At 52.8% G+C, this 19,457-nt stretch carries 16 protein-coding genes; 4 read left to right on the top strand and 12 right to left on the bottom strand.

Translation table 11 applies throughout. The features are described 5' to 3' along the window. Window positions 1–157: 157 nt before the first annotated feature. From ACETK5_RS31135 to ACETK5_RS31125, 3 genes are read right to left on the bottom strand one after another with little or no spacing between them, the layout of a single operon-like run. A complete protein-coding gene (locus ACETK5_RS31135; protein ID WP_394059644.1) occupies window positions 158–1,321 on the bottom strand; it encodes an ABC transporter permease in 1,164 nt (387 codons plus the stop codon). Next, complete coding sequence (locus ACETK5_RS31130) at window positions 1,314–2,495, bottom strand: ABC transporter permease (protein ID WP_394059643.1); 1,182 nt, start codon at window positions 2,493–2,495, stop codon at window positions 1,314–1,316. Before ACETK5_RS31130 ends, ACETK5_RS31135 begins: the two co-directional genes overlap by 8 nt. A gap of 46 nt (window positions 2,496–2,541) precedes the next feature. Continuing rightward, a complete protein-coding gene (locus tag ACETK5_RS31125) occupies window positions 2,542–3,501 on the bottom strand; it encodes an ABC transporter ATP-binding protein (RefSeq protein ID WP_394059642.1) in 960 nt (319 codons plus the stop codon). A 176-nt stretch (window positions 3,502–3,677) separates the two neighbouring features. Between ACETK5_RS31125 and ACETK5_RS31120 the strand changes: the two genes are divergently transcribed. Further along, window positions 3,678–4,838 (top strand): sensor histidine kinase, encoded by a 1,161-nt coding sequence (locus tag ACETK5_RS31120; RefSeq protein WP_394059641.1) that lies wholly within the window; start codon window positions 3,678–3,680, stop codon window positions 4,836–4,838. Window positions 4,839–4,891: 53 nt separating this feature from the next. Beyond that, complete coding sequence (locus tag ACETK5_RS31115) at window positions 4,892–5,542, top strand: response regulator (RefSeq protein ID WP_100540899.1); 651 nt, start codon at window positions 4,892–4,894, stop codon at window positions 5,540–5,542. An 80-nt stretch (window positions 5,543–5,622) separates the two neighbouring features. On the opposite strand, the gene ACETK5_RS31110 is transcribed toward ACETK5_RS31115, so the two are convergent. The 5 genes from ACETK5_RS31110 to ftsE all read right to left on the bottom strand — a co-directional run bounded on the left by ACETK5_RS31110 (window position 5,623) and on the right by ftsE (window position 11,518). Further along, window positions 5,623–6,945 (bottom strand): PDZ domain-containing protein, encoded by a 1,323-nt coding sequence (locus ACETK5_RS31110; protein ID WP_100540900.1) that lies wholly within the window; start codon window positions 6,943–6,945, stop codon window positions 5,623–5,625. A gap of 91 nt (window positions 6,946–7,036) precedes the next feature. After that, a complete protein-coding gene (locus tag ACETK5_RS31105) occupies window positions 7,037–8,506 on the bottom strand; it encodes a S41 family peptidase (protein ID WP_100540901.1) in 1,470 nt (489 codons plus the stop codon). A gap of 131 nt (window positions 8,507–8,637) precedes the next feature. Then, complete coding sequence (locus ACETK5_RS31100; RefSeq protein WP_394059640.1) at window positions 8,638–9,906, bottom strand: murein hydrolase activator EnvC family protein; 1,269 nt, start codon at window positions 9,904–9,906, stop codon at window positions 8,638–8,640. A gap of 27 nt (window positions 9,907–9,933) precedes the next feature. Beyond that, on the bottom strand, window positions 9,934–10,842 hold the full coding sequence (ftsX, locus tag ACETK5_RS31095; RefSeq protein ID WP_394059639.1) for a permease-like cell division protein FtsX: 909 nt from the start codon (window positions 10,840–10,842) through the stop codon (window positions 9,934–9,936). After that, the gene (gene ftsE / locus ACETK5_RS31090) at window positions 10,832–11,518 is read right to left on the bottom strand and encodes a cell division ATP-binding protein FtsE (protein ID WP_394059638.1); all 687 of its coding nucleotides are present in this window, start codon (window positions 11,516–11,518) and stop codon (window positions 10,832–10,834) included. Before ftsE ends, ftsX begins: the two co-directional genes overlap by 11 nt. 206 nt (window positions 11,519–11,724) lie before the next feature. On the opposite strand from ftsE, the gene ACETK5_RS31085 reads away from it, so the two are divergent. Beyond that, window positions 11,725–13,161 carry a VanW family protein gene (locus tag ACETK5_RS31085; RefSeq protein WP_394059637.1) on the top strand — a complete coding sequence of 479 codons (1,437 nt, stop codon included), beginning with the start codon at window positions 11,725–11,727 and terminating at the stop codon, window positions 13,159–13,161. Between the two features lie 281 nt (window positions 13,162–13,442). Here ACETK5_RS31085 and ACETK5_RS31080 read toward each other — a convergent pair whose 3' ends face one another. Next, window positions 13,443–14,171, bottom strand: coding sequence for a bactofilin family protein (locus ACETK5_RS31080; RefSeq protein ID WP_100540905.1), 729 nt, complete (start codon window positions 14,169–14,171; stop codon window positions 13,443–13,445). Window positions 14,172–14,586: 415 nt separating this feature from the next. Here ACETK5_RS31080 and ACETK5_RS31075 point away from each other — a divergent pair, with 415 nt between their 5' ends. Continuing rightward, window positions 14,587–15,360, top strand: a complete 774-nt coding sequence (locus ACETK5_RS31075) for an alpha/beta hydrolase (protein WP_100540907.1) — start codon at window positions 14,587–14,589, stop codon at window positions 15,358–15,360. Between the two features lie 203 nt (window positions 15,361–15,563). Here the strand turns inward: ACETK5_RS31075 and argH are convergent, their stop codons facing one another. From argH to argF, 3 genes are all read right to left on the bottom strand, one after another. Next, window positions 15,564–16,979, bottom strand: coding sequence for an argininosuccinate lyase (gene argH, locus ACETK5_RS31070; protein WP_100540908.1), 1,416 nt, complete (start codon window positions 16,977–16,979; stop codon window positions 15,564–15,566). A gap of 131 nt (window positions 16,980–17,110) precedes the next feature. Continuing rightward, window positions 17,111–18,343 (bottom strand): argininosuccinate synthase, encoded by a 1,233-nt coding sequence (locus tag ACETK5_RS31065; protein WP_394059636.1) that lies wholly within the window; start codon window positions 18,341–18,343, stop codon window positions 17,111–17,113. Window positions 18,344–18,450: 107 nt separating this feature from the next. Further along, entirely contained in the window at window positions 18,451–19,407 is a 957-nt protein-coding gene (argF, locus tag ACETK5_RS31060) for an ornithine carbamoyltransferase (protein ID WP_394059635.1), read from the bottom strand. Window positions 19,408–19,457: the final 50 nt, after the last annotated feature.

The raw sequence follows: 19,457 nt of genomic DNA, 5'->3' as shown, positions 1-19,457 counted from the left end.
TGAAGAAAATGCTTAACCCATCGCCACCTATATTAAATAAGCGCCCGGCAGACTGAATCTACATGCATTCAGGTCTGGCCGGGCGCTTTCGCTTTTAAAAAAAGATTCAATCACTACAACGTTCTCCTGAGAGCCACGAGGTTCCAACATACTCGTTTTATGCGCCGTGCCCAACTCCGCTCTCGCTTGGCCGCAGGATAGCGGAGCCGACGGCCAGCAGAATGACCGCCATCAAGCCAAGAACGGCCAGCGGAATTGCGATATCGGACAACGTGCCGCCCGTGGCCGCAATCTCCACTGCCTCAATGGCCCATTTTTGCGGGATGAAATTGGCGATTTTCTGCATGAACTCCGGCATGATGGCAAGCGGCCAGAAGCATCCGCCCAGCATGCAGGTCGGCGTGACGATCATGGAATTGATCATGGCCGCATTCTGCCCGTTCCGGATCAACCCGGCGACCGTGCTTGCCACGCCTAACGATACCAGCATGAAGGCGATCAGAATAAGGAAATGCAGCAGTAACGGAACTCCGTAATCGTAACGAAGCACATACCGGCTGAGAACGAGCACGATGATCACCTGCAGCGAGCCGACCACCAAGCTGCCCAGAAAATTGCCTAAAGCAATCTGATAGGCACGCACCGGTGCCGTATACATGCGGGACAGCGTTCGCTGCCTCCGGTCATCGATCATCATCGACACCACGCTGGAGATGAGGGTCATCATGAACATCAGGGTAAAACCCGTCACGTTCGAGAGTCCTGGCTTGGCGTACAGATTCAAATCCGTGACCTCAGTATCCAACCGATTCAGCGCGGATTGCTTGAGCACTTCTTGCAGCATCAACATTCGGTCAACATCCGGCTCCGAGGTTTCCCGAATCAAAGCAGCCGTTCCGCTCAGACGCGTAACTGCAGAGTCCGCCGTCATTCGTATCATCACCGAAGCCTCAGAAGTTGAAACTTCGTATACCTGAACCGTCGGCCGCTGCCCTACAATCAATCCGTCGCTGAAACCCTCCGGTATATAAACGCCTACTGTGCTTTTATTCTCCACCAGGTCTTCTCTCAGCGTATTCTCGGACTCGGACTCCTTGAGTACGTATTGGCCGCTGCGCTCCAGCTCATTCATCAGATACTGACCTGCCGGGCCATCATCTTCATTCACATAGGAGACCAGAATGCTCGCAGCCGTGGTCTGCCCCAAGAGAAACACCGTCAAGGTAACGACCACGCAAGGAACCAGCAGATAGACGATCCAGCCTCTTTTGCGCCCCAGTGTGCGTCTTACCATATGCCAGGCTATGGTTAAGCTATGCATGGTATCCCACCTTTCTGTACGTAATCATGGCTGCAGCCGACAGGGCTACGGTAATGGCCGCCAGCATGCCGAGACAAGTGACAATCAAATGCACGTCGCTGTTCAGCATCATCCGCAGCATGCTCTGCATGGCCCAATGATTGACGGTGAAGGCGCCGATCTTCTGGAAAAATTCCACGGGAAGCGGCATGAATCCCCCGCTCACAAATGTCATGGCGATAATGATCGCCTGCATCAGCCCCCTGGCTCCTGCCGCCGTTGAGGAGACTAGGGTGATGAACGTGGCAATGGTCATGGACGATAATGTGATTAATACGCAGACCACGATGAGCAGCAGGGGGTGGGGGCCCCATTTCACGCCGTACAGCCACATGGAACCCAGCACAATGGCTGCTGCCTGTACAAGCGTGATCAGACTGCAGCCGATAATTTTACCGGCAAATACGGTTCCGGGGGTGACGGGTGCGCTTTGCAGGCGATACAGGGTCCGGCTTTCCCGCTCTCCCAGCAGACTGCTGCTTGCCATCAGACCCGAATACAAAAGAAACATAATCAGCATGGAGGCAGCGTAATATTGGGCTGCTGAATACGTGGCTCCTTTCTCGCTCAGTTTCCCGATCGTTACGTTCGGGCCAGACGAGGTTTCCACAGGCGCTGCCGCTTGAGCCGCAAGAACTTGATCTCCGCCCATAACGATAACCTCAGCCTGTTTGTGATTGGCATCTGCGATAAAGGTCTTAAAGATCGTGTCTGCCACCAGGTTGAGATTACGGTCTCTTCCGGGCAGCAATTCAAGCTTCACGTCCGCTCCCTGACCCATCCGTTCATCTAAGGAAGCGGGAATCACCACCGCATAATCGACCTCGCCCCTGCGCAGCTTTCCTTCAACCTCTTCCCGGCTGGCTGCCATCTCTTGAACGAGAATCTCCTGGATTTCCGGCGAGCCTGTTAGAGCCTGAATGCTCCCCGGCAGCTGGCCTCCTTCCGAAGCATCCAACACAAATCCCACTCTGACCGATGGCTGTTTAAATTCCTGATCGTTGCCGAACCAGCCCGAGAGCGCGTTTCCCAATATAAAAATAAGAATGAGCGGCAGCAAAAACTGGTTGATCAGCACCGTTCGGCTGGTCGCCATCCGCTTCAGCTCAAACCAGGCGATAATCATCGTATTCATTTTCGGTATTCCTCCTTCATGGATTCCTCTGCACGTGCCGTTATGATCAATCGCGAAGTGTTCGCCCGGTTAGGCTGAGAAACAGCGTTTCAAGCCCCGGCTCCTCGCACTGCAGGGAGCGGAGAATCGTATGATGTTTACTGCAGATGAACAAAATATCCTGCAGCTCATCCTGAGCCGACGGTACATATACTTCGATCTCGTTATCATTCTGGGTGACGCGCCGAACACGCGGGTGAATGGTCAGCTCCTCCACCAGGTCGGGTGTGATCCCATCAGCAGTAAGGATGATTTTTTCCTCATGCGCCACGCGTGCCCGAAGCTCCTGCTGCGTCCCGCAGGCGATAACATGACCTTGATCCATAATCGCTACCCGATCACTGATCGCAGCAACTTCCTCCATGTAATGGCTTGTATAAATAACGGTAGAGCCCATGCGGTTCAGCGTCTTCACGGATTCCAGAATATGATTCCGGGACTGCGGATCAATCCCTACCGTAGGCTCATCCATAATGATCAGCTTCGGACGGTGCGTGATCGAGCATGCAATATTCAGTCTTCGTTTCATCCCCCCGGAGAAGGTGGACGGCTTTTCCTTCGCCCGATCCTGCAAGCCGACAAACTCCAGCGCCTCTTCCACCCGTTCCTTCAGCAGATGGCCGCGCAGTCCGTACAATTTTGCAAAAAAAGCGACATTGTCCCAAGCCGACATTTCTTCATATAGAGCCAGATCCTGCGGCACCAACCCGATTCTCCGCTTCACCTCCAGCGGCTGCTCTTCAATTGAGATACCGTCCACCTTGATGCTGCCCTGATCCTTGGGAAGAAGGCCGCAGATCATACTGATGGACGTGCTTTTGCCGGCCCCGTTCGGTCCTAGAAGCCCAAAGATTTCCCCTTCGTTCACTTCCAGGTTCATATGATCCACCGACAGCTTGTTTCCATATCGTTTCACGACATCCCTCATCTGCAAAAAGACTGCCATATTCACCACTCCATTTCTCATATCTCTCGTATCCATTTGTTGATTTCATTCTATCCGGAATGGCCGGCTTTTTAAGGTAGAAGAAGTCACTTTATAGGGTGACGAAAGTCATCTCCTTGCCGAAAACATCCTTGTGATATAATGAAGCCAATCGTTTGAACGGTTTGATTTCACTATGGAAAAGGGTTTGATCGCACGTGACATCCCCACTCACCTATCTAAGGTATGGCTTCATTCTCCTTCCGGCCGCCGCGGACATCTTTTTGCAGCAGCTCGATGATTACGGGGCATATATGGTGTACATATTGCTGTTTCTGGCGATTACGGTGCTAAGCCGCTTTTTGCCGTCGCCTGCTTATCTGAAGGCAGCCGCTCTGCTGGAAATTCTACTATCTCTGTGGCTATGCCATCAATTCGGCTTCATGATGGTGTTCCTGTCCATCTCCACCCTATGCGTCTATTTGCCCTTGTTCGAGCGACCAGGCAGGCTATGGCTGGCGTTCGGTCACCTTGTGCTGCTCAACATGGCCATTACCGATTACGATGCGCTGCTGCTGACGACAGCCAATCTGCTGTTTCTGTTCATGGCGGTAACATTCAATCACATCCATGAAATGAATCAGAAAGAAGCGGATCATATTCAGTTATACGACGAGCTGAAAAGACTGCATTTCCAGCAGGACGAGGCAGGCAGACAATTGCTGCAATTCGCCCATCAGGTAGAGAGTGCGGCCCAGGCCGAGGAGCGTAACCGCATCTCCCGCCAGCTTCATGACGACATCGGCCACCGCCTGATTCGCGTTAAAATGATGATGGAAGCAGCCCTTCTTACCGTTCCGCATGATTCCGTGCGCGGTATGGATATGCTCCGTCAAATCCGTGACCAGCTGGGAGAGAGCATGGAGCAGATGCGAACGGCTGTGAAACAGATGAATCCGGCCCGGCGGATCACGGACGACTATTCCCTTGATCGGCTGCTGGAGGAGACAGGCAGACAGACCGGGATCGAGACCGAACTTTTATTGCAGGGCATCCCCTATCCGCTCTATCCCAGTCAACAGGTGGTGCTATACAAAAATGCCCGTGAAGCGATCACGAACGCCATCCGCCATGGCGAGGCTAAACGGATCCAAATCATCCTGGATTACGGAGACCAGGACGTCAGGATGGAGGTTTCCAACGATGGTACGGTTCGGGAGCCGATTGGCCACGAAGCTGCACGGGACCGTCAAGGAATCGGAATGAGCAGCATGCTCGAACGAACCCAAGTGGTGGGTGGGACGCTTGAGGTACGGAGAACCGTACCTTTTACCGTCATCACCCGGCTGCCTGTCTACCAGAAGCGTGAGATTATGTAATTTAACAAGACAAGATGTTGTATCTTATTTTATAGAAAAGGTCGTGGCTATCCATGATATCCGTTTTAATTGTAGATGATGATCCGTTCATTCGGGAAAGCTTGAAATTACTGGTGGGGATGGACCCGGATATCGAAGTATCGGCTGTCGCGGAGCACGGCGAAGAAGCGCTGGCTATGCTGGAGGGCGGACTTTCTGTTGACGTCGTGCTCATGGACATTCGCATGCCGGTATGTGACGGCGTTGAGGGAACGCGACGAATTCGTGAACGATATTCGGATGTACGAGTGCTTATGCTGACCACCTTCGATGATGATGATTATATCGTGGAAGCTCTGCAGAACGGGGCCAGCGGCTATCTGCTGAAGAACATTCCGCCGGACCGCATCATCCAGGGGATCAAAACAGTGCATGATGGAAACATGCTGATTCATCCCGACATCGCCCGCAAGCTGACTGGCCTGCTTCGTCCAACGGCGCAGCCCGTCCCCAAATCTGCTGAGCTTGAACAATTCGGGCTGACCCCTGCAGAGAAGAAGGTCGTTGTCCTTATTGCGGAGGGTCTATCCAATAAGGAAATTGCCGGACAGCTTTATTTAAGTGAAGGTACGGTCAAAAACTATGTCACCGAAATCCTGGGAAAGCTGAATCTTCGGGACCGAACGCAAATCGCCATTTTCTATCTAAAAAAAGTGCAGGGCTAGCTCCATATACAGCATTTCATCGCTTATGCAATCAAAAAAGCGGGTCTTTGTCCATATAGGACAAAGACCCGCTTCCAATATCATGATGAATGGAAACCTGCCTCTTCGGAACCGCCGGTCGTCGTGCTGCCGGAAGAACCCCGCTTGCTGCGAATATGTAGTTTATTCGCCAGTAGGGTGATCAAGCTTACAGGTTTTAACCCCACCGCTATGCCATCCCTCGGGTCGGGTGCCACGATAGCTCCCAATTGATGATGATCCCCTGCGTAGATCGCACGCTGCAGGAATTTACTCTCCCCTTGATGGTTCTGAACCTCCAGCTTACAGAAGGCCGAATTCTGACGAAGCGCGCTATGCAGCTGTTCCTTACTGTGAATCAGTTTACCGTTCACCTTAAGGATCGTCTCTCCTGCCAGAATGCCAAGCTCGCTTGCCGGACTATTCGGAAGCACCGCGAGGACGCGTAGTCCCCGAATCGGATGCACAAAGATCGGACTGCGCTGCTGCTCTTCGTAACGGCTGTACCACACCAATCCTTCATGCAGTAATAATGCCGCTAATGCAGCCACGATCGTGAGTGGTGCCCACCACTCGGCCAGCAGGCTCAACGCCAGCACAATGGCTCCGTAGAATATGAGCCGCTTCGATGTGATCCCTGCCTTCTCCTGCGGGAGCATGCTCTGCGTCATTTCCCCGAAGCCGATCACGACCGGGAGTGCCATCATGGTAAAGCCTGTACTCCAGGCATCCCCACCGAAAAATGGCGTCCATGGCAGCACGCTGCCTCCGCTTACTGCCGGAACAAGCAAGAACAAGGGCAAGGGCCAGAAGCTCTGCATATGATAACCGCCAACCAGCTTGCCACGCTTCCCCTCAAGGAACAGCGGTGTAGCAAAACCCGAACCCTGTATTCTGACAAGCAAGGCTTCGGCAAAATGCAGAACGGCGGATAACGCCAGCAGTGCAGGGATGTCCAATCCAACGATCGTTGTTGTGACGTGACCAATCCAGCCTTCCGGCTGCCAATTCGGAAACCAGCCTAATACAACCTGAATGATCCCGAGAAGACCGATGGAATAGGCAAAGCATAAGTACCGGATATGGAACAGCATCAGGATCAGGGAAGTCACCCATATGCATATAATGGCTTCCAGGCTTAAGGATATGCCCAGGAAGGCCACCACGATCGATACGCCGATTCCTGCCAGCAGCCCGCCCAGAAACGTTCGCCATGTCTGCAATCCCCAGGAATGCAGCTTCACATGGAACAGCTTACGCTCCACCAACACCTGCCTTCGGTAAAACAGCATGACAAACAAAATCGAAATATAGTAAAAGGGCTGCGTCAGCAGTTGTATGCCTGCATCTATCCCATACATAAGCAGTTGTTTCAATGTCTCCAACAGCTTGCCACGCTCCTTTCGCTTCAAGATGCTTCGAAATGTATACTTTCTGATATCTCAAAAGAAAAAAGAAGGCTAACATTCAGCCTTCTTACTTGTTCGACGCTTTAGCGGCGATTTCCTTCCGAACCTCGGCAATTCCGCGATTCATTTGATTATCCTCTTTCGGATCCTGAATCTTCTCGATCAAGGCGGCTTCCAATGCCTCGGCTGTAGCGCCGTTAAGGATACCGTCCGCTTTCAGCTTGTGCTTGCTCTGGAAGCTCTTGACCGCCTTCTCCGTATTCCGGTCGAAATAGCCGTCCGTACGCCCTGTCTTGTAACCAACCGCTTCAAGCATGATCTGAGCGTTCTTCACATCTGTGCTATTCGTGTCGTACGTATAGGTTTTCTTCTTATCGATCGGTGCAACGGTAAAGTATTCTGGCTGTGACACCTTAATATCCGGCTCAATTCCCTTCTCATGGATCCAGGTACCGTTTGGCGTCAACCATTTGGCAATCGTTACTTTCAGCAGGCTTCCATCGCCAAACTGCTTATCAAAGCTCGTTTGCACGGTTCCTTTACCGAAGGAATGCTCACCCATCAGGGTAGCTCCCGCCGATTGCTGCAGTGCGCCTGCCAAAATTTCGGAAGCGCTGGCGCTGCCCTTGTTCATCAGCACCGTAATCGGATAGGATTTTGCCTCACCATTGGAAGGATGCTTCTCACGCTTCTTATCCTTATCCTCTACCTGAACGATCAACTCGCCTTTAGGTACGAACTGCTCTGCAATGTCAATGACAACGGACAGCACGCCGCCTGGATTGTTCCGGACGTCGATCAGCAGTCCCTTCATGCCTTGGCTTTCCAGTTTCTCGAGTTCCTCCTTAAAGCGTTCGCCTGTATTCAGCGAGAATTGGGAGATCTCAATAACGCCGATTCCGCCCTTCTCCATCCGTGCCGATACGGTTTCCAGATCGACGTCATCACGAACGATAACATACTCGATCGGCTGCTCGGAGCCTGCACGCTTAATCTGAAGAACGGCCTTGGAGCCCTTCGGACCGCGAATCTTGTTGACGGCCGCGTTCAGTTCAAGGCCCTGCAAGGATTCGCCATTGACGGAAAGGATGGTGTCCTTTGCCCGAATGCCGGCTTTATCCGCAGGAGATCCCTTGATCGGGGATACAACGACCACACTGCCGTCTACAGAGGATACCTCCGCGCCAATCCCCGAGAAGGAGCCCTCAATGCTTTCTTCAAACTGGGCTGCCGTTTCTTTTCCCATATAGTTGGAATATGGATCTTCCAGCGCTTCCATCATCCCGTTGATGGCGCCGTCGATCAGTTTCGACCGATCGATATCCTTGTAATAATTGCTCTCGATGAGGTCAATCGCTGTCCCCAGTTTTTTCGCTTCCGACTGCTCCAGTCCATTCCTGTTCGCTATACTGGCCAGCAGCCCCTCACCGTCTCCGGTCTGGCTAGGAGCGGGCAGCTGGGTCAAGGCCATCGTTAACAGCACGCCGCACAGCATGGCAGCTATGACCAGAAAGACAGCCGTTCGTTTTTTCAGCAAGTACTTCACCGCCTTTGTACGTTTCAACTGCTACACACATGGGGAATCCCGTCCACCTAGTATATGATTGGCTTGCCGGGAATATTTATACAGCGGTCTGAAGGTTATATGGTATAAGTCATGAAATTCTGTTACAGATAAGGCGAAGGATTCACCGGCGATCCATTGACCCGAACCTCAAAATGAAGATGCGGTCCTGTGCTCTGACCCGTGGAGCCTACTTCGGCAATCTTCTGCCCTCTGGACACCTTGTCGCCTTCGCTGACTTTAATGCCGCCGTTGCGGATATGTCCATACAAGGTCCATACGCCGCCCCCATGATCAACAATAACACAGTTTCCGTAACCGCTCCACCACTCGGCCAAAATGACCGTGCCGCTCTCCGCTGCGCGGATCTCCGTTCCCTGCGGAACGGCGAAATCCTGGCCTGTATGCATCTTGCCGACTTCACCCGTTACCGGATGAACCCGCGGCCCATAACCGGAGGACAGTCTGGCCCCGGAGACCGGAATGGCGAATGGTCCGCCGTTACCTGTATATCCGCCGCCACCTTTGCTACCACCGAGGGTGGTCGCCTTGGCTCTTTTCGCGGCAGCCGCTTTGGCAGCCGCTGCTTTGCGTGCAGCTTCCTCAGCGGCAAGCTTATTCTTTTCCTTCTGCAGATCCGAACGTTTGCTTGCCAGGGCAACCAGCATTTTATCCTGCTCTTCAGTCAAGATGTCCGCATCCTCAATTTCCTGATCATACTGGGCCAGTAGTACTCGCTTCTCCTGTTCCTTCTCGTTCAGGATGCTCTTGCGATCCTCCATTTGGCCATACAGGTCCTTGGCGGTTGCATACTGTCCTTCAAGTTCCTTCTTCTTGTCGATGACCAGCAGCTTGTCCTGCTTATGCTCCACCAGCAAATCCTGGTCCTGGTTAACGATCGTCTTCAGGGAATCCGCACGCTCAATAAAATCGCTGAAGCTGGTCGAGGAGAGCAGCACATCCAGATACGATACTTGCCCATCCATATAGATGAGGCGAATCCGGGATTCCAACAGCTTCTCGCGGGAGGCGATACGCTCCTCCGCCGCTTCAAGTTCCTTGGTCGTTTTTCTCAGCAGATCCTCTGTCTCCTCGATCTTCATGGAGATTTTGGTCAATTCATTGCTGACGATGCTGATCTGTTCCATCACATATTTCAGATTCTTCGTTGTTTTCTTCTTGTAATGCTGGGCTTCTTGTTTATCTTCCGCTGCCTTGTTTTTCTGTGACCTTGCTTTCTTGACCTGCTCCTGAAGCACTCTCAGTTCTCGATCTACATCGGCTGAAGTCTTCTTCTCGGCTTGTCCGACGGTCGGTTGGATCATAACGGTGGCCAGTAATAAGGCTGCTACTCCTGCGGCGATCTTTTTCAAGTTTCGCTCCCCATCCTTTACCTTGTTTTATACTTTCAAAAATTTACGTATCGACATGGTGCTGCCCCAGATGCCAATGACGATGCCCAGCCCAACAACAATGGTGCCAATCGGCAGCCACAAATCACCCAGCGGGATTAAACTTTGCGCTAACGTCAAATCCGTTTGCGATGCGGCGTACAGGCGATTGTAGCCTACAAACAACAGTGTGACCGTCACAATGGAGCCCATCAGGCCGATCATGGCGCCTTCCACGAAAAACGGCCAGCGAATGAAGTTGTTGGTCGCGCCGACAAGCTTCATAATGCCGATCTCGCGGCGACGGGCCAAAATCGTAACCCGAATGGTGTTCGAGATCAGGAACATGGACATCAAGCCGAGTCCCGCTACGAAAATAAAGCCGATATTCCGCACCGTCTTCGTAATCTTGAACAGGGTTTCTACCGTGCCTTCACCATACTTGACTCGCAGGATCGGCTCCTCCGCATATTTCTGGTTCAGTGCGGTAATCTTGTCGGCAACAAAACCGACCGTGGTCGGTTGAATAACGGAAACCTCGAATGCATCCGGAAGCGGATTCTGGTCCGCCTCGCTGAAGCCTTCCACCCATTCGGAGCCCAGGCTTTCCTCAAGCTCCTTCATGCCCTCTTCCTTGGACACGAACTTGATGGCGCTGACCTCCGGCATGGCCTCGATTTCACCCTTGATGGTTTCGCGCAGCTTCTCATCCACATTGAGATTTAAGTACGTATTGATTTGCACATTGCTATCTGCTTTATCGGCTAAGGCGTTCACATTCATGACTAATAGCATGAAAACGCCCAGTATAAACAAAGACACCACGATGGAAGTAACGGATGCGACCGACATCCATCCGTTCCGGAAAACGCTCTTCGCCCCTTCCCGCAAGTGCCGCAAGAAGGTTCTAAAATTCATACCCGTAATCTCCTCTCTGCTGATCACGGACGATCTGTCCATGCTCAATCGCAAGAACGCGTTTACGCATGGTGTTCACGATATCCCTGTTGTGGGTAGCCATGACGATAGTGGTTCCCCTGAAATTGATTTCATCCAGCAGCTGCATGATGCCCCACGAGGTTTCCGGATCCAGGTTACCTGTAGGCTCGTCCGCAATAATGACGGAGGGGTTGTTCACAATCGCTCTGGCGATTGCGATCCGCTGCTGCTCACCGCCGGAGAGTTGGGAAGGTTCGCGGTTCGCCTTGGCTTTCAATCCTACAAGCTCCAGCACCTCCATGACCCGTCTCTTGATGAGACGCTGCGGCGCTTCAATAACCTCCATGGCAAAAGCTACATTTTCGTAAGCAGTCAGCTTGGGCAGCAGACGATAGTCCTGAAAAATAACCCCGATATTTCGGCGAACATAGGGAATTTTGCGCTGCTTCAGCTTCCCGATATTAAATCCGTTAACGGAAATTTGCCCCTTGGTAGGTACTTCTTCTCTATAGATAAGTTTCATAAACGTCGATTTGCCCGCACCTGACGGTCCGACAACATAGACGAATTCATTCCGATTGATTTTGACGGAAACTCCTTGAAGCGCATGAGCGCCGTTCGGATAAGTCTTCCATACGTCCTGCATTTCGATCACTTCATCACTTCCCAATCCTTAATTAGCCATTATACTTTCGACAGTTTCCATCGAATTCCTTTAAAATCCATGAAAAATCCTCACGACATCGTCTATTGTAACAAATTTGTTACCTTTTGAGTACCCGAAAGTTTAAGCCCACCGTGACATATACATGAACAAGTGCATGAACTGCGGCCAATACGAAGTTAAGAAGGTGGTTTCGAATGAAAAAAATTCATCTTGGTCTCATCATTGTCATCAGTTTCGGTCTTCTCCTCTCGGTCGGCTTCGGTCTATTGACGATGTACGTGAACCAGAAGGAACTCCCGAAGGGAGTCGTTCTCGCCGGTTGGCAGGTAGGCGGTAAACCCGCAGACGAGGTGCTGTCAGAGCTGGATCAACGGCTGCAGGCGATGACAGCGTTGAAGGTGGAGCTGCAATCGGACGCTCTCAAGGGACAGACGGAAAGCTTCACTCTCCGGGAAGCCGGCGTTCAATTCAACGCAGCCGATTTTCGGGAAGCTATCGCCAAGCTGTCCGAAGGATCATTATGGGATCAGGTTCTTTATCGGCATAACTTTCAGCTGGAGTGGCATATATCCACGGACTGGGACCGCGATGTGTTAAAAGAGCGGCTGAGCGAAGACTGGCAAAAGGAACGCTTTGGGGAACCCGTCAATGCGGTACGGAGCATATCCGAAGATGATGTTGTCCGGTATACCCCGGAGAAAACGGCATACCGCATCGATTGGCCGGCATTCTATGAAGGGTTCAGCGCTGCGCTTCCGAATGAGTCCCACTTCACCGAGCTGAATCCGGATGAGATCATTACGGTTCAGCTCCCTCTCATCCGTCAAAAGCCCCCCGTTACCGTAAAATCGCTGCAGGATGAGGGGATTGAGCGCAAAATCGTCGAATTTTCCACCAGTCTCGGATCCAGCGGTCCTGGACGCGTTCATAACGTGACCGCCGCTGCCAAAGCCGTAGACGGCATGATTCTGAAGCCCGGGGATGAATTCAATTATGCTCATATTATTGATACGGCAAAGAAAGAATACGGCTTTGAAGAAGCTCCCGTTATCGTGAACGGCAAGCTGGTTCCCGGTATCGGTGGCGGCATCTGCCAGGTATCCAGCACGGTCTACCATGCCGCTCTGCTCATCGGGCTGGAGATCACCGAACGGCGCAATCATTCCCTTCCGGTCAGTTACCTGCCCAAGGGGCAGGATGCCACCTTTGCCGAAGGTGCGATAAACTTCCGCTTCCGAAACAATACAGGCAAGCATCTGCTTATTTTATCGGAGGTATCGCACGGTAATTTAACACTAAAGATCTTCGGGACTTTCCCGGACAATACCGAATATGAGCTTGTGTCCACCACCATTGAAACCTTGCCGTCACCAGAGAAAATCATTCACAATAACTCGCTGCCGCCCGGACTCAAGCAGGTGGTTCAGAACGGGAAACCAGGTTATGTGGTAGAAACCTACCGAACCAAGAAAGTGAACGGGAAGGTCGTGGAGAATGTGAAAATATCCAAAGATACCTACCGTCCCCAGAACAGCATCGTTGCCATTAATCCGACGAATGAGGTCCCGCTGCCGGATACGAATGAAACGCCGAAAGAGGAAGTGGTTGAGGACGGGATCAGCGCGCCATGAACCTGCAGATCACGTGGAACAGCCCGGATTCGCGAATAGAACCGCGAATCCGGGCTGTTTGCCTTGCTGTTATTTTAATGTAATGTATCTATTTTATCCGTGTCGCCATGAATGACGCCTTCACCGTTTATCCGAAGCTTGCCGACAATACCGCCGCCAACGACACCGTCACCCGTTATGGAAACAACCGGGTCTTTCTACGGCTATTCCGTTATGCACCATATCGCTGCCTCCTTATCATCTATTCGGCCTATGCCCGGATGCTTCGCCTGATGTCGCCCTTAAAACCGCCGGGATGCTCTGACCTGGGCTTCCGGATGCTGCGTCAATTCATCCCGGTATTCCACTTGCCGAATCTCGCACCCTGGGCCGAGGATCACCCGGTTGCCGCGAACGATATCGGCTTCGACATACTCTAGATCCAGGACATCACCTTCAATAATGCGTGCCTCCAGCCGCGTTCCCCGTAATGGCAGGGACAGCATCTCCCAGAGCCGCTTTCCTTTTTTGCGGATCGTGATCCGGTCTCCGACGATTTCCTGCGCAAGGCAGCGGCCCAACAGCCGAATATCCGCTGTTCCTACATGCAGGCGGCCATCGATCTTGAAGCCCCCATGAAACGTGGCCGTTTCACTCCGCACGTCACCATGGCTTCTCAGGTTTCCGGTTACATCAAGCCTCTTCGATTCGGAATCGCCGTGAATGCTGCAATGCCCTCCGATAAAAATGGACCGGCTGCGCACGCCTCTCTTCACACTCAGGCTGCCGGCTACATGCAGCTCCTCCGCGTCCACCGTTCCCTTAATGGTTCCCGAACCGTTCACGCGAATCGTGTTGGCAGCGACGTCGCCGTTCAAACTCATCGTTCCGTTACCTGTTAATTCCCGGCAATCCAGATCTCCGTTCACCTGCCCGGCACCATCGATTCGCACCTTGCCGTATTGGCCGCCGCTTGAGCTTCCGGTTCCCGTAATCTTCAGATCAGACAGTTTATCGTCATGTGGTATCATGCGCATACTCCTCCAGATTCACAAATATGATCATCATGCTATATCTTAACTGGACACTTGCTACACTTCTAAATTTATGCTTTTGAATCCTCCACCAGATGGAACCATAATCTCCCTCTAACATAACACAACGCAGCCGATCATAGAACAGCCCGATGGCTGAACCTCGCCTCGGTCTGAAGACCGAGGCGTTTTATGCGCTTATCCATCCCATCCGTTTCAATTCCATCCGGAGCCACCTTTATATTCTGGAGGATTAGCATAGTGCCCAAACGCAGCAGACTGAAAATTTGTTCTCGTCCGAAACGATGGCTTTAGATTTGCTTGGAGCAAAGGAGGACGATTGTGATATGATCCTAGTAGGCTCGTCATTTTGGTCTCTCATTTTCAAAAAATGAAAGGGGATACATAATCCATGGCTTTAATGCAATGTCACTTTTACTCGGAGGTGCTCGGTCTCAGCACATCCATGACCGTCATTCTCCCTCAGCAAACCTCTTCACAAATCGGCATGACCAATCATGCCAAAAGCGGCTTGCATCCGACGCTCTTCCTCCTGCACGGCCTGTCCGACGACGATTCCATCTGGCTGCGAAGAACCTCCATCGAACGTTATGTGGCCGAGATGGGCATTGCCGTCGTTATGCCGCAAGTGCATCGCAGCTTCTATACGGACATGGAATACGGCGGCAAATACTGGACCTTTATCAGCCAAGAGCTGCCGGCCATCGCCCGTTCCTTCTTCCCGTTATCCCACGCGAGAGAAGATAACTTCGTCGCCGGCTTGTCCATGGGCGGATACGGGGCATTCAAGCTGGCCCTTCGCTGTCCCGAAGCCTTTGCCGCCGCTGCCAGTTTGTCAGGCGCGCTCGATATGGCGGGTCATGTTAATAGGAACGAGGCTTTGTTTGAACATCGATTAGTCTACGGAGATCGGGACATTACCGGCACCGACAACGACCTGCTCTGGCTGCTTCAGGAAGTGGACCGCTCGGAGGGACCGAAGCCGCTGCTGTATCAATGCTGCGGAACGGAGGACTTCCTCTATGAAGACAATCAAGCGTTCCGCAAAGCCTGCGAAGCAACCTCCCTGGACCTCACGTATCAGGAAGGCCCGGGCGGCCACGATTGGGGATACTGGGATACCCACATTCAGGATGTGCTGAAGTGGCTTCCGTTGAAAGCCTAATGAACCCATCATATGCACGCCATGAACGTGCCTGCGGTTCATTCGCGGTTCCATGGGGTGTACTGGGTGTACTTTTCTTCGTGAGAGGATTTTAGGTAATCCCTCATCCAACGAATCTCATCGTTACAAAACAAAAGGTGGATCAGCAAATGTAACGTTTGCCGATCCACCTCTATTTTTATCACGCCAAGTATTCTTTGCCGTTACTCAACATTCCCTTGGCGGAGACCCAGCCATTCTTCCGTGGTCTGAAGGGTCTGCACGCTGCGATCAATGGCCGCCTTCACTTGTTCGGTTGCCGTACCGCCGTAAACGTTACGCGCATTGACCACCGTCTCCGGTTGAAGCACACCATAAATGGAGTCGTCGAACAACTCGGAGAACTGCTTGAATTCGTCCAGCGTCAAATCCAGTAAATACTTGTTGTTCTGAATGCAGTACAATACGGTCTTGCCAATCACTTCGTGCGCCTGGCGGAAAGGAAGGCCTTTGCCAACCAGGAAGTCCGCGATGTCGGTTGCGTTGGAGAAGTCGGTGTTCACCGCTTCGCGCATGCGGCCTTTGTTGACCTTCATCGTGGCGATCATCGGTGCAAACAGCTGTAATGCGCCTTCCAGCGTAGCCACTGTGTCGAACATGCCCTCTTTATCTTCCTGCATGTCCTTGTTATAAGCAAGCGGCAGGGACTTCAGCACGGTGAGCAGGCCCATCAGATTGCCGTATACCCGTCCGGTTTTGCCGCGGACCAGCTCAGGCACATCCGGATTCTTCTTCTGCGGCATAATGCTGCTGCCTGTGCAGAACGCATCGTCCAGCTCAACGAAGTTGAACTCCGTGCTGCTCCAGAGCACCAGCTCCTCGCTCAGACGGGACAAGTGCATCATGATAATGGAAGCATCCGAGAGGAATTCCAGGATGAAGTCACGGTCGCTGACCGCATCCAGACTGTTCTCGTAAACACCATCAAACCCAAGCTGCTCTGCCACGAAATGACGGTCGATCGGGAACGTTGTACCCGCAAGCGCGCCTGCCCCGAGCGGCAACACGTTAATGCGCTTATAGCTGTCGATCAGACGGTCGATATCCCGCTGGAACATGGACACGTAAGCCATCAAATGATGCGCGAACAGAATCGGCTGTGCACGCTGCAGATGCGTATACCCCGGAATAATCGTGTCCAGGTTATCCTTCGCTTGCCCAATCAACGCGGTTTGCAGCTCATGCAGCATGCCGGTCAACGCCACGACGCGGTTGCGCAGATACAAGTGCATGTCCGTAGCCACTTGATCGTTACGGCTGCGGCCTGTGTGGAGCTTGCCGCCGACAGGTCCGATTTCCTCGATCAGATTCTTCTCGATGTTCATATGAATATCCTCATCCGAAACGGAGAACTCGATGCTGCCCTCACGGATGCGCTCCAGCACCTTGTTCAAGCCTGCCTTGATCGTCTCCACGTCTTCGGCCGGCACGATGCCGCATTTGCCCAGCATGGACACATGCGCAAGGCTTCCCTGGATATCCTCCTCAGCCAGCTGCTTATCAAAACCGATGGATGCCGTATATTCCTCTACCAATGCGTTGGTCTGCTTCGTAAAGCGCCCGCCCCATAACTTGCTCACAACACTTGCCCCTCTCTGTTTAAGGCAGAGGGCCGCTTCCCGCTTAAGAAGTCCCGTTCATCCCGGTTACGCGAGAATCGGCGGAGCTCCCTAGCAAGAAAACGGCCTTCAGCCTGTTCATTATTGTAAACTTATTGATTCTGGTTCACGCCGGTTGCCACTTTCAAACGCAGTGCGTTCAAGCGGATAAAACCGGTCGCATCGCCCTGATCATAAGCTTGCGTTGGATCGGCTTCCATTGTAGCGATATCCGGGTTGTACAGACTGACCGGACTCTTCACGCCTGCCCCGATAATGTTGCCCTTGTACAGCTTCACGCGCACCGTACCGGATACGTTTTTCTGGCTCTCGGTTACAAGCGCCTGCAATGCCAGACGCTCCGGCGCAAACCAGAAGCCGTTATAAACCAAGGTGCTGTAGCGGGTAATCAGGCTGTCGCGCAGGTTCATCACTTCACGGTCCATCGTAATGGACTCCATTTTGCGATGAGCGGTGAACAGGATCGTGCCGCCCGGTGTCTCATAGACGCCGCGGCTCTTCATGCCGACGAAGCGGTTCTCCACCATGTCCACGCGACCGATGCCGTGCTTGCCGCCCAGCTCGTTCAGCTTCTCCATCACTTGCAGCGGGCTCATCGATTCGCCGTTCAGCGCAACGACATTCCCTTGCTCGAACGTAAGCTCGAGGTATTCCGCCTCATCCGGCGCATCCTCAGGCGATACGCTGAGCAGGTACATATCCTTGCTGTCCTCCGCGCTTGCATCAAACCAAGGATCCTCCAGCACGCCGCTCTCGTAACTGATATGGAGCAGGTTGCGGTCCATGGAGTAGGATTTGGCAGCGGATGCCGTTACCGGAATGCCGTGCGCTTCCGCGTAAGCGATCATCTCCGCGCGTCCCGGGAAAGAGTTACGGAACTCCTCGATGCGCCAAGGCGCGATCACTTCAATGTCCGGTGCCAAGCCGGCTACGCCCAGCTCAAAACGAACCTGGTCGTTCCCTTTACCCGTAGCGCCGTGCGCAATCGCCGTCGCGCCTTCGGCACGTGCGATATCCACCATGCGTTTCGCGATCAACGGACGCGCGATGCTGGTGCCGAGCAGATACTGCCCTTCGTACATGGCACCCGCCTGGAACATCGGGAAGATGAAATCATTCGCAAATTCGTCTCGCAGATCGTCGATGTATACTTTGGAGGCGCCGGTCGCCAGCGCTTTTTCCTCAAGTCCGTCCAGTTCTTCCTTCTGGCCGATATCGGCCGTGAAGGCAATGATCTCCGCATCGTAGGTTTCTTTCAGCCACTTCAGAATGACAGACGTATCCAAACCGCCGGAATACGCCAGTACGATTTTTTGTTTTGCCATGGTTAAACTCCCTCTCTTTGTTACTAACAACCCTGTCCTTCATTATACTAAAGAAAACGTCCATTGACGCATTTTCATAGAGAATGTTCGCTCTGCAATGAATGGCCTTACGCCATCAAAGCAACCATCAAAGCCTTCTGGGCATGTAGACGGTTCTCAGCCTGATCAAAAATGACGGAGTTGGCACCGTCGATCACGCCTTCGCTGACCTCTTCGCCGCGGTGGGCTGGAAGGCAATGCAAGAACAAGTAATCCGGCTTCGCCGCCTTCACCAGTTCCTCATTCACCTGGTAGTCCGCAAAAGCGGCTTCCCGCTGAGCCTGCTCCTCTTCAAAGCCCATGCTTGCCCATACATCCGTATAGATCACGTCCGCATCCTTCGCGGCTTCGAGCGGGTCTTGGGTGATCGTGATTTTGCCGCCTGTTTGCGCCGCGATCTCCTCGCTCAGCTTCACGATGCTGGCATCCGCTTCATAGCCCTTCGGACTGGCCACGGCCACATGCATGCCCATCTTGGCACCGCCGATCAGGAGTGAATGCGCCATGTTGTTGCCATCGCCGATAAAGGCCATCTTGAGGCCTTTCAGCTTACCCTTGTGCTCCAGCACGGTCTGCAGATCAGCCAGCACCTGACATGGATGCGCCATGTCGCTCAGACCGTTGATAACCGGAATGGAGGCATATTTCGCCAAATTGACCACGTTGTCGTGCCCGAAGGTACGGATCATCAGGCCGTCCAGATAACGGGACATCACCTGTGCCGTATCGCTGATCGGCTCGCCGCGTCCAAGCTGAATATCGTTTTTGCTTAAAAAGAGTGCATGTCCGCCCAGCTGGAACATCCCAGCCTCGAACGACACCCGCGTCCGTGTGGACGACTTCTCAAAAATCAATCCAATCGTCTTGCCCTTCAGCGGCTGATAGACTTCGCCGTTCTTCTGCTTGCGTTTAATCTCGATTGCCGAATCGAGCAAGAACTGAATCTCTTCCGTAGAGTATTCGTCCAGCTCGATCATATCCCGCCCTTTCAGGCCTAGTTCCTTCACTTGTCCGCTTGCGGCCATATCCTTCAGTCCTCCTTAACCATGCTGTTATTGTCCAAAATGCTGCTGTA

It is taken from the genome of Paenibacillus ilasis (assembly GCF_043195395.1).
Taxonomy (GTDB): domain Bacteria; phylum Bacillota; class Bacilli; order Paenibacillales; family Paenibacillaceae; genus Paenibacillus_AQ; species Paenibacillus_AQ lautus.
The sequence above is the reverse complement of the archived record's forward strand: the minus strand, read 5'-3'. Positions and strand labels throughout refer to the sequence as shown.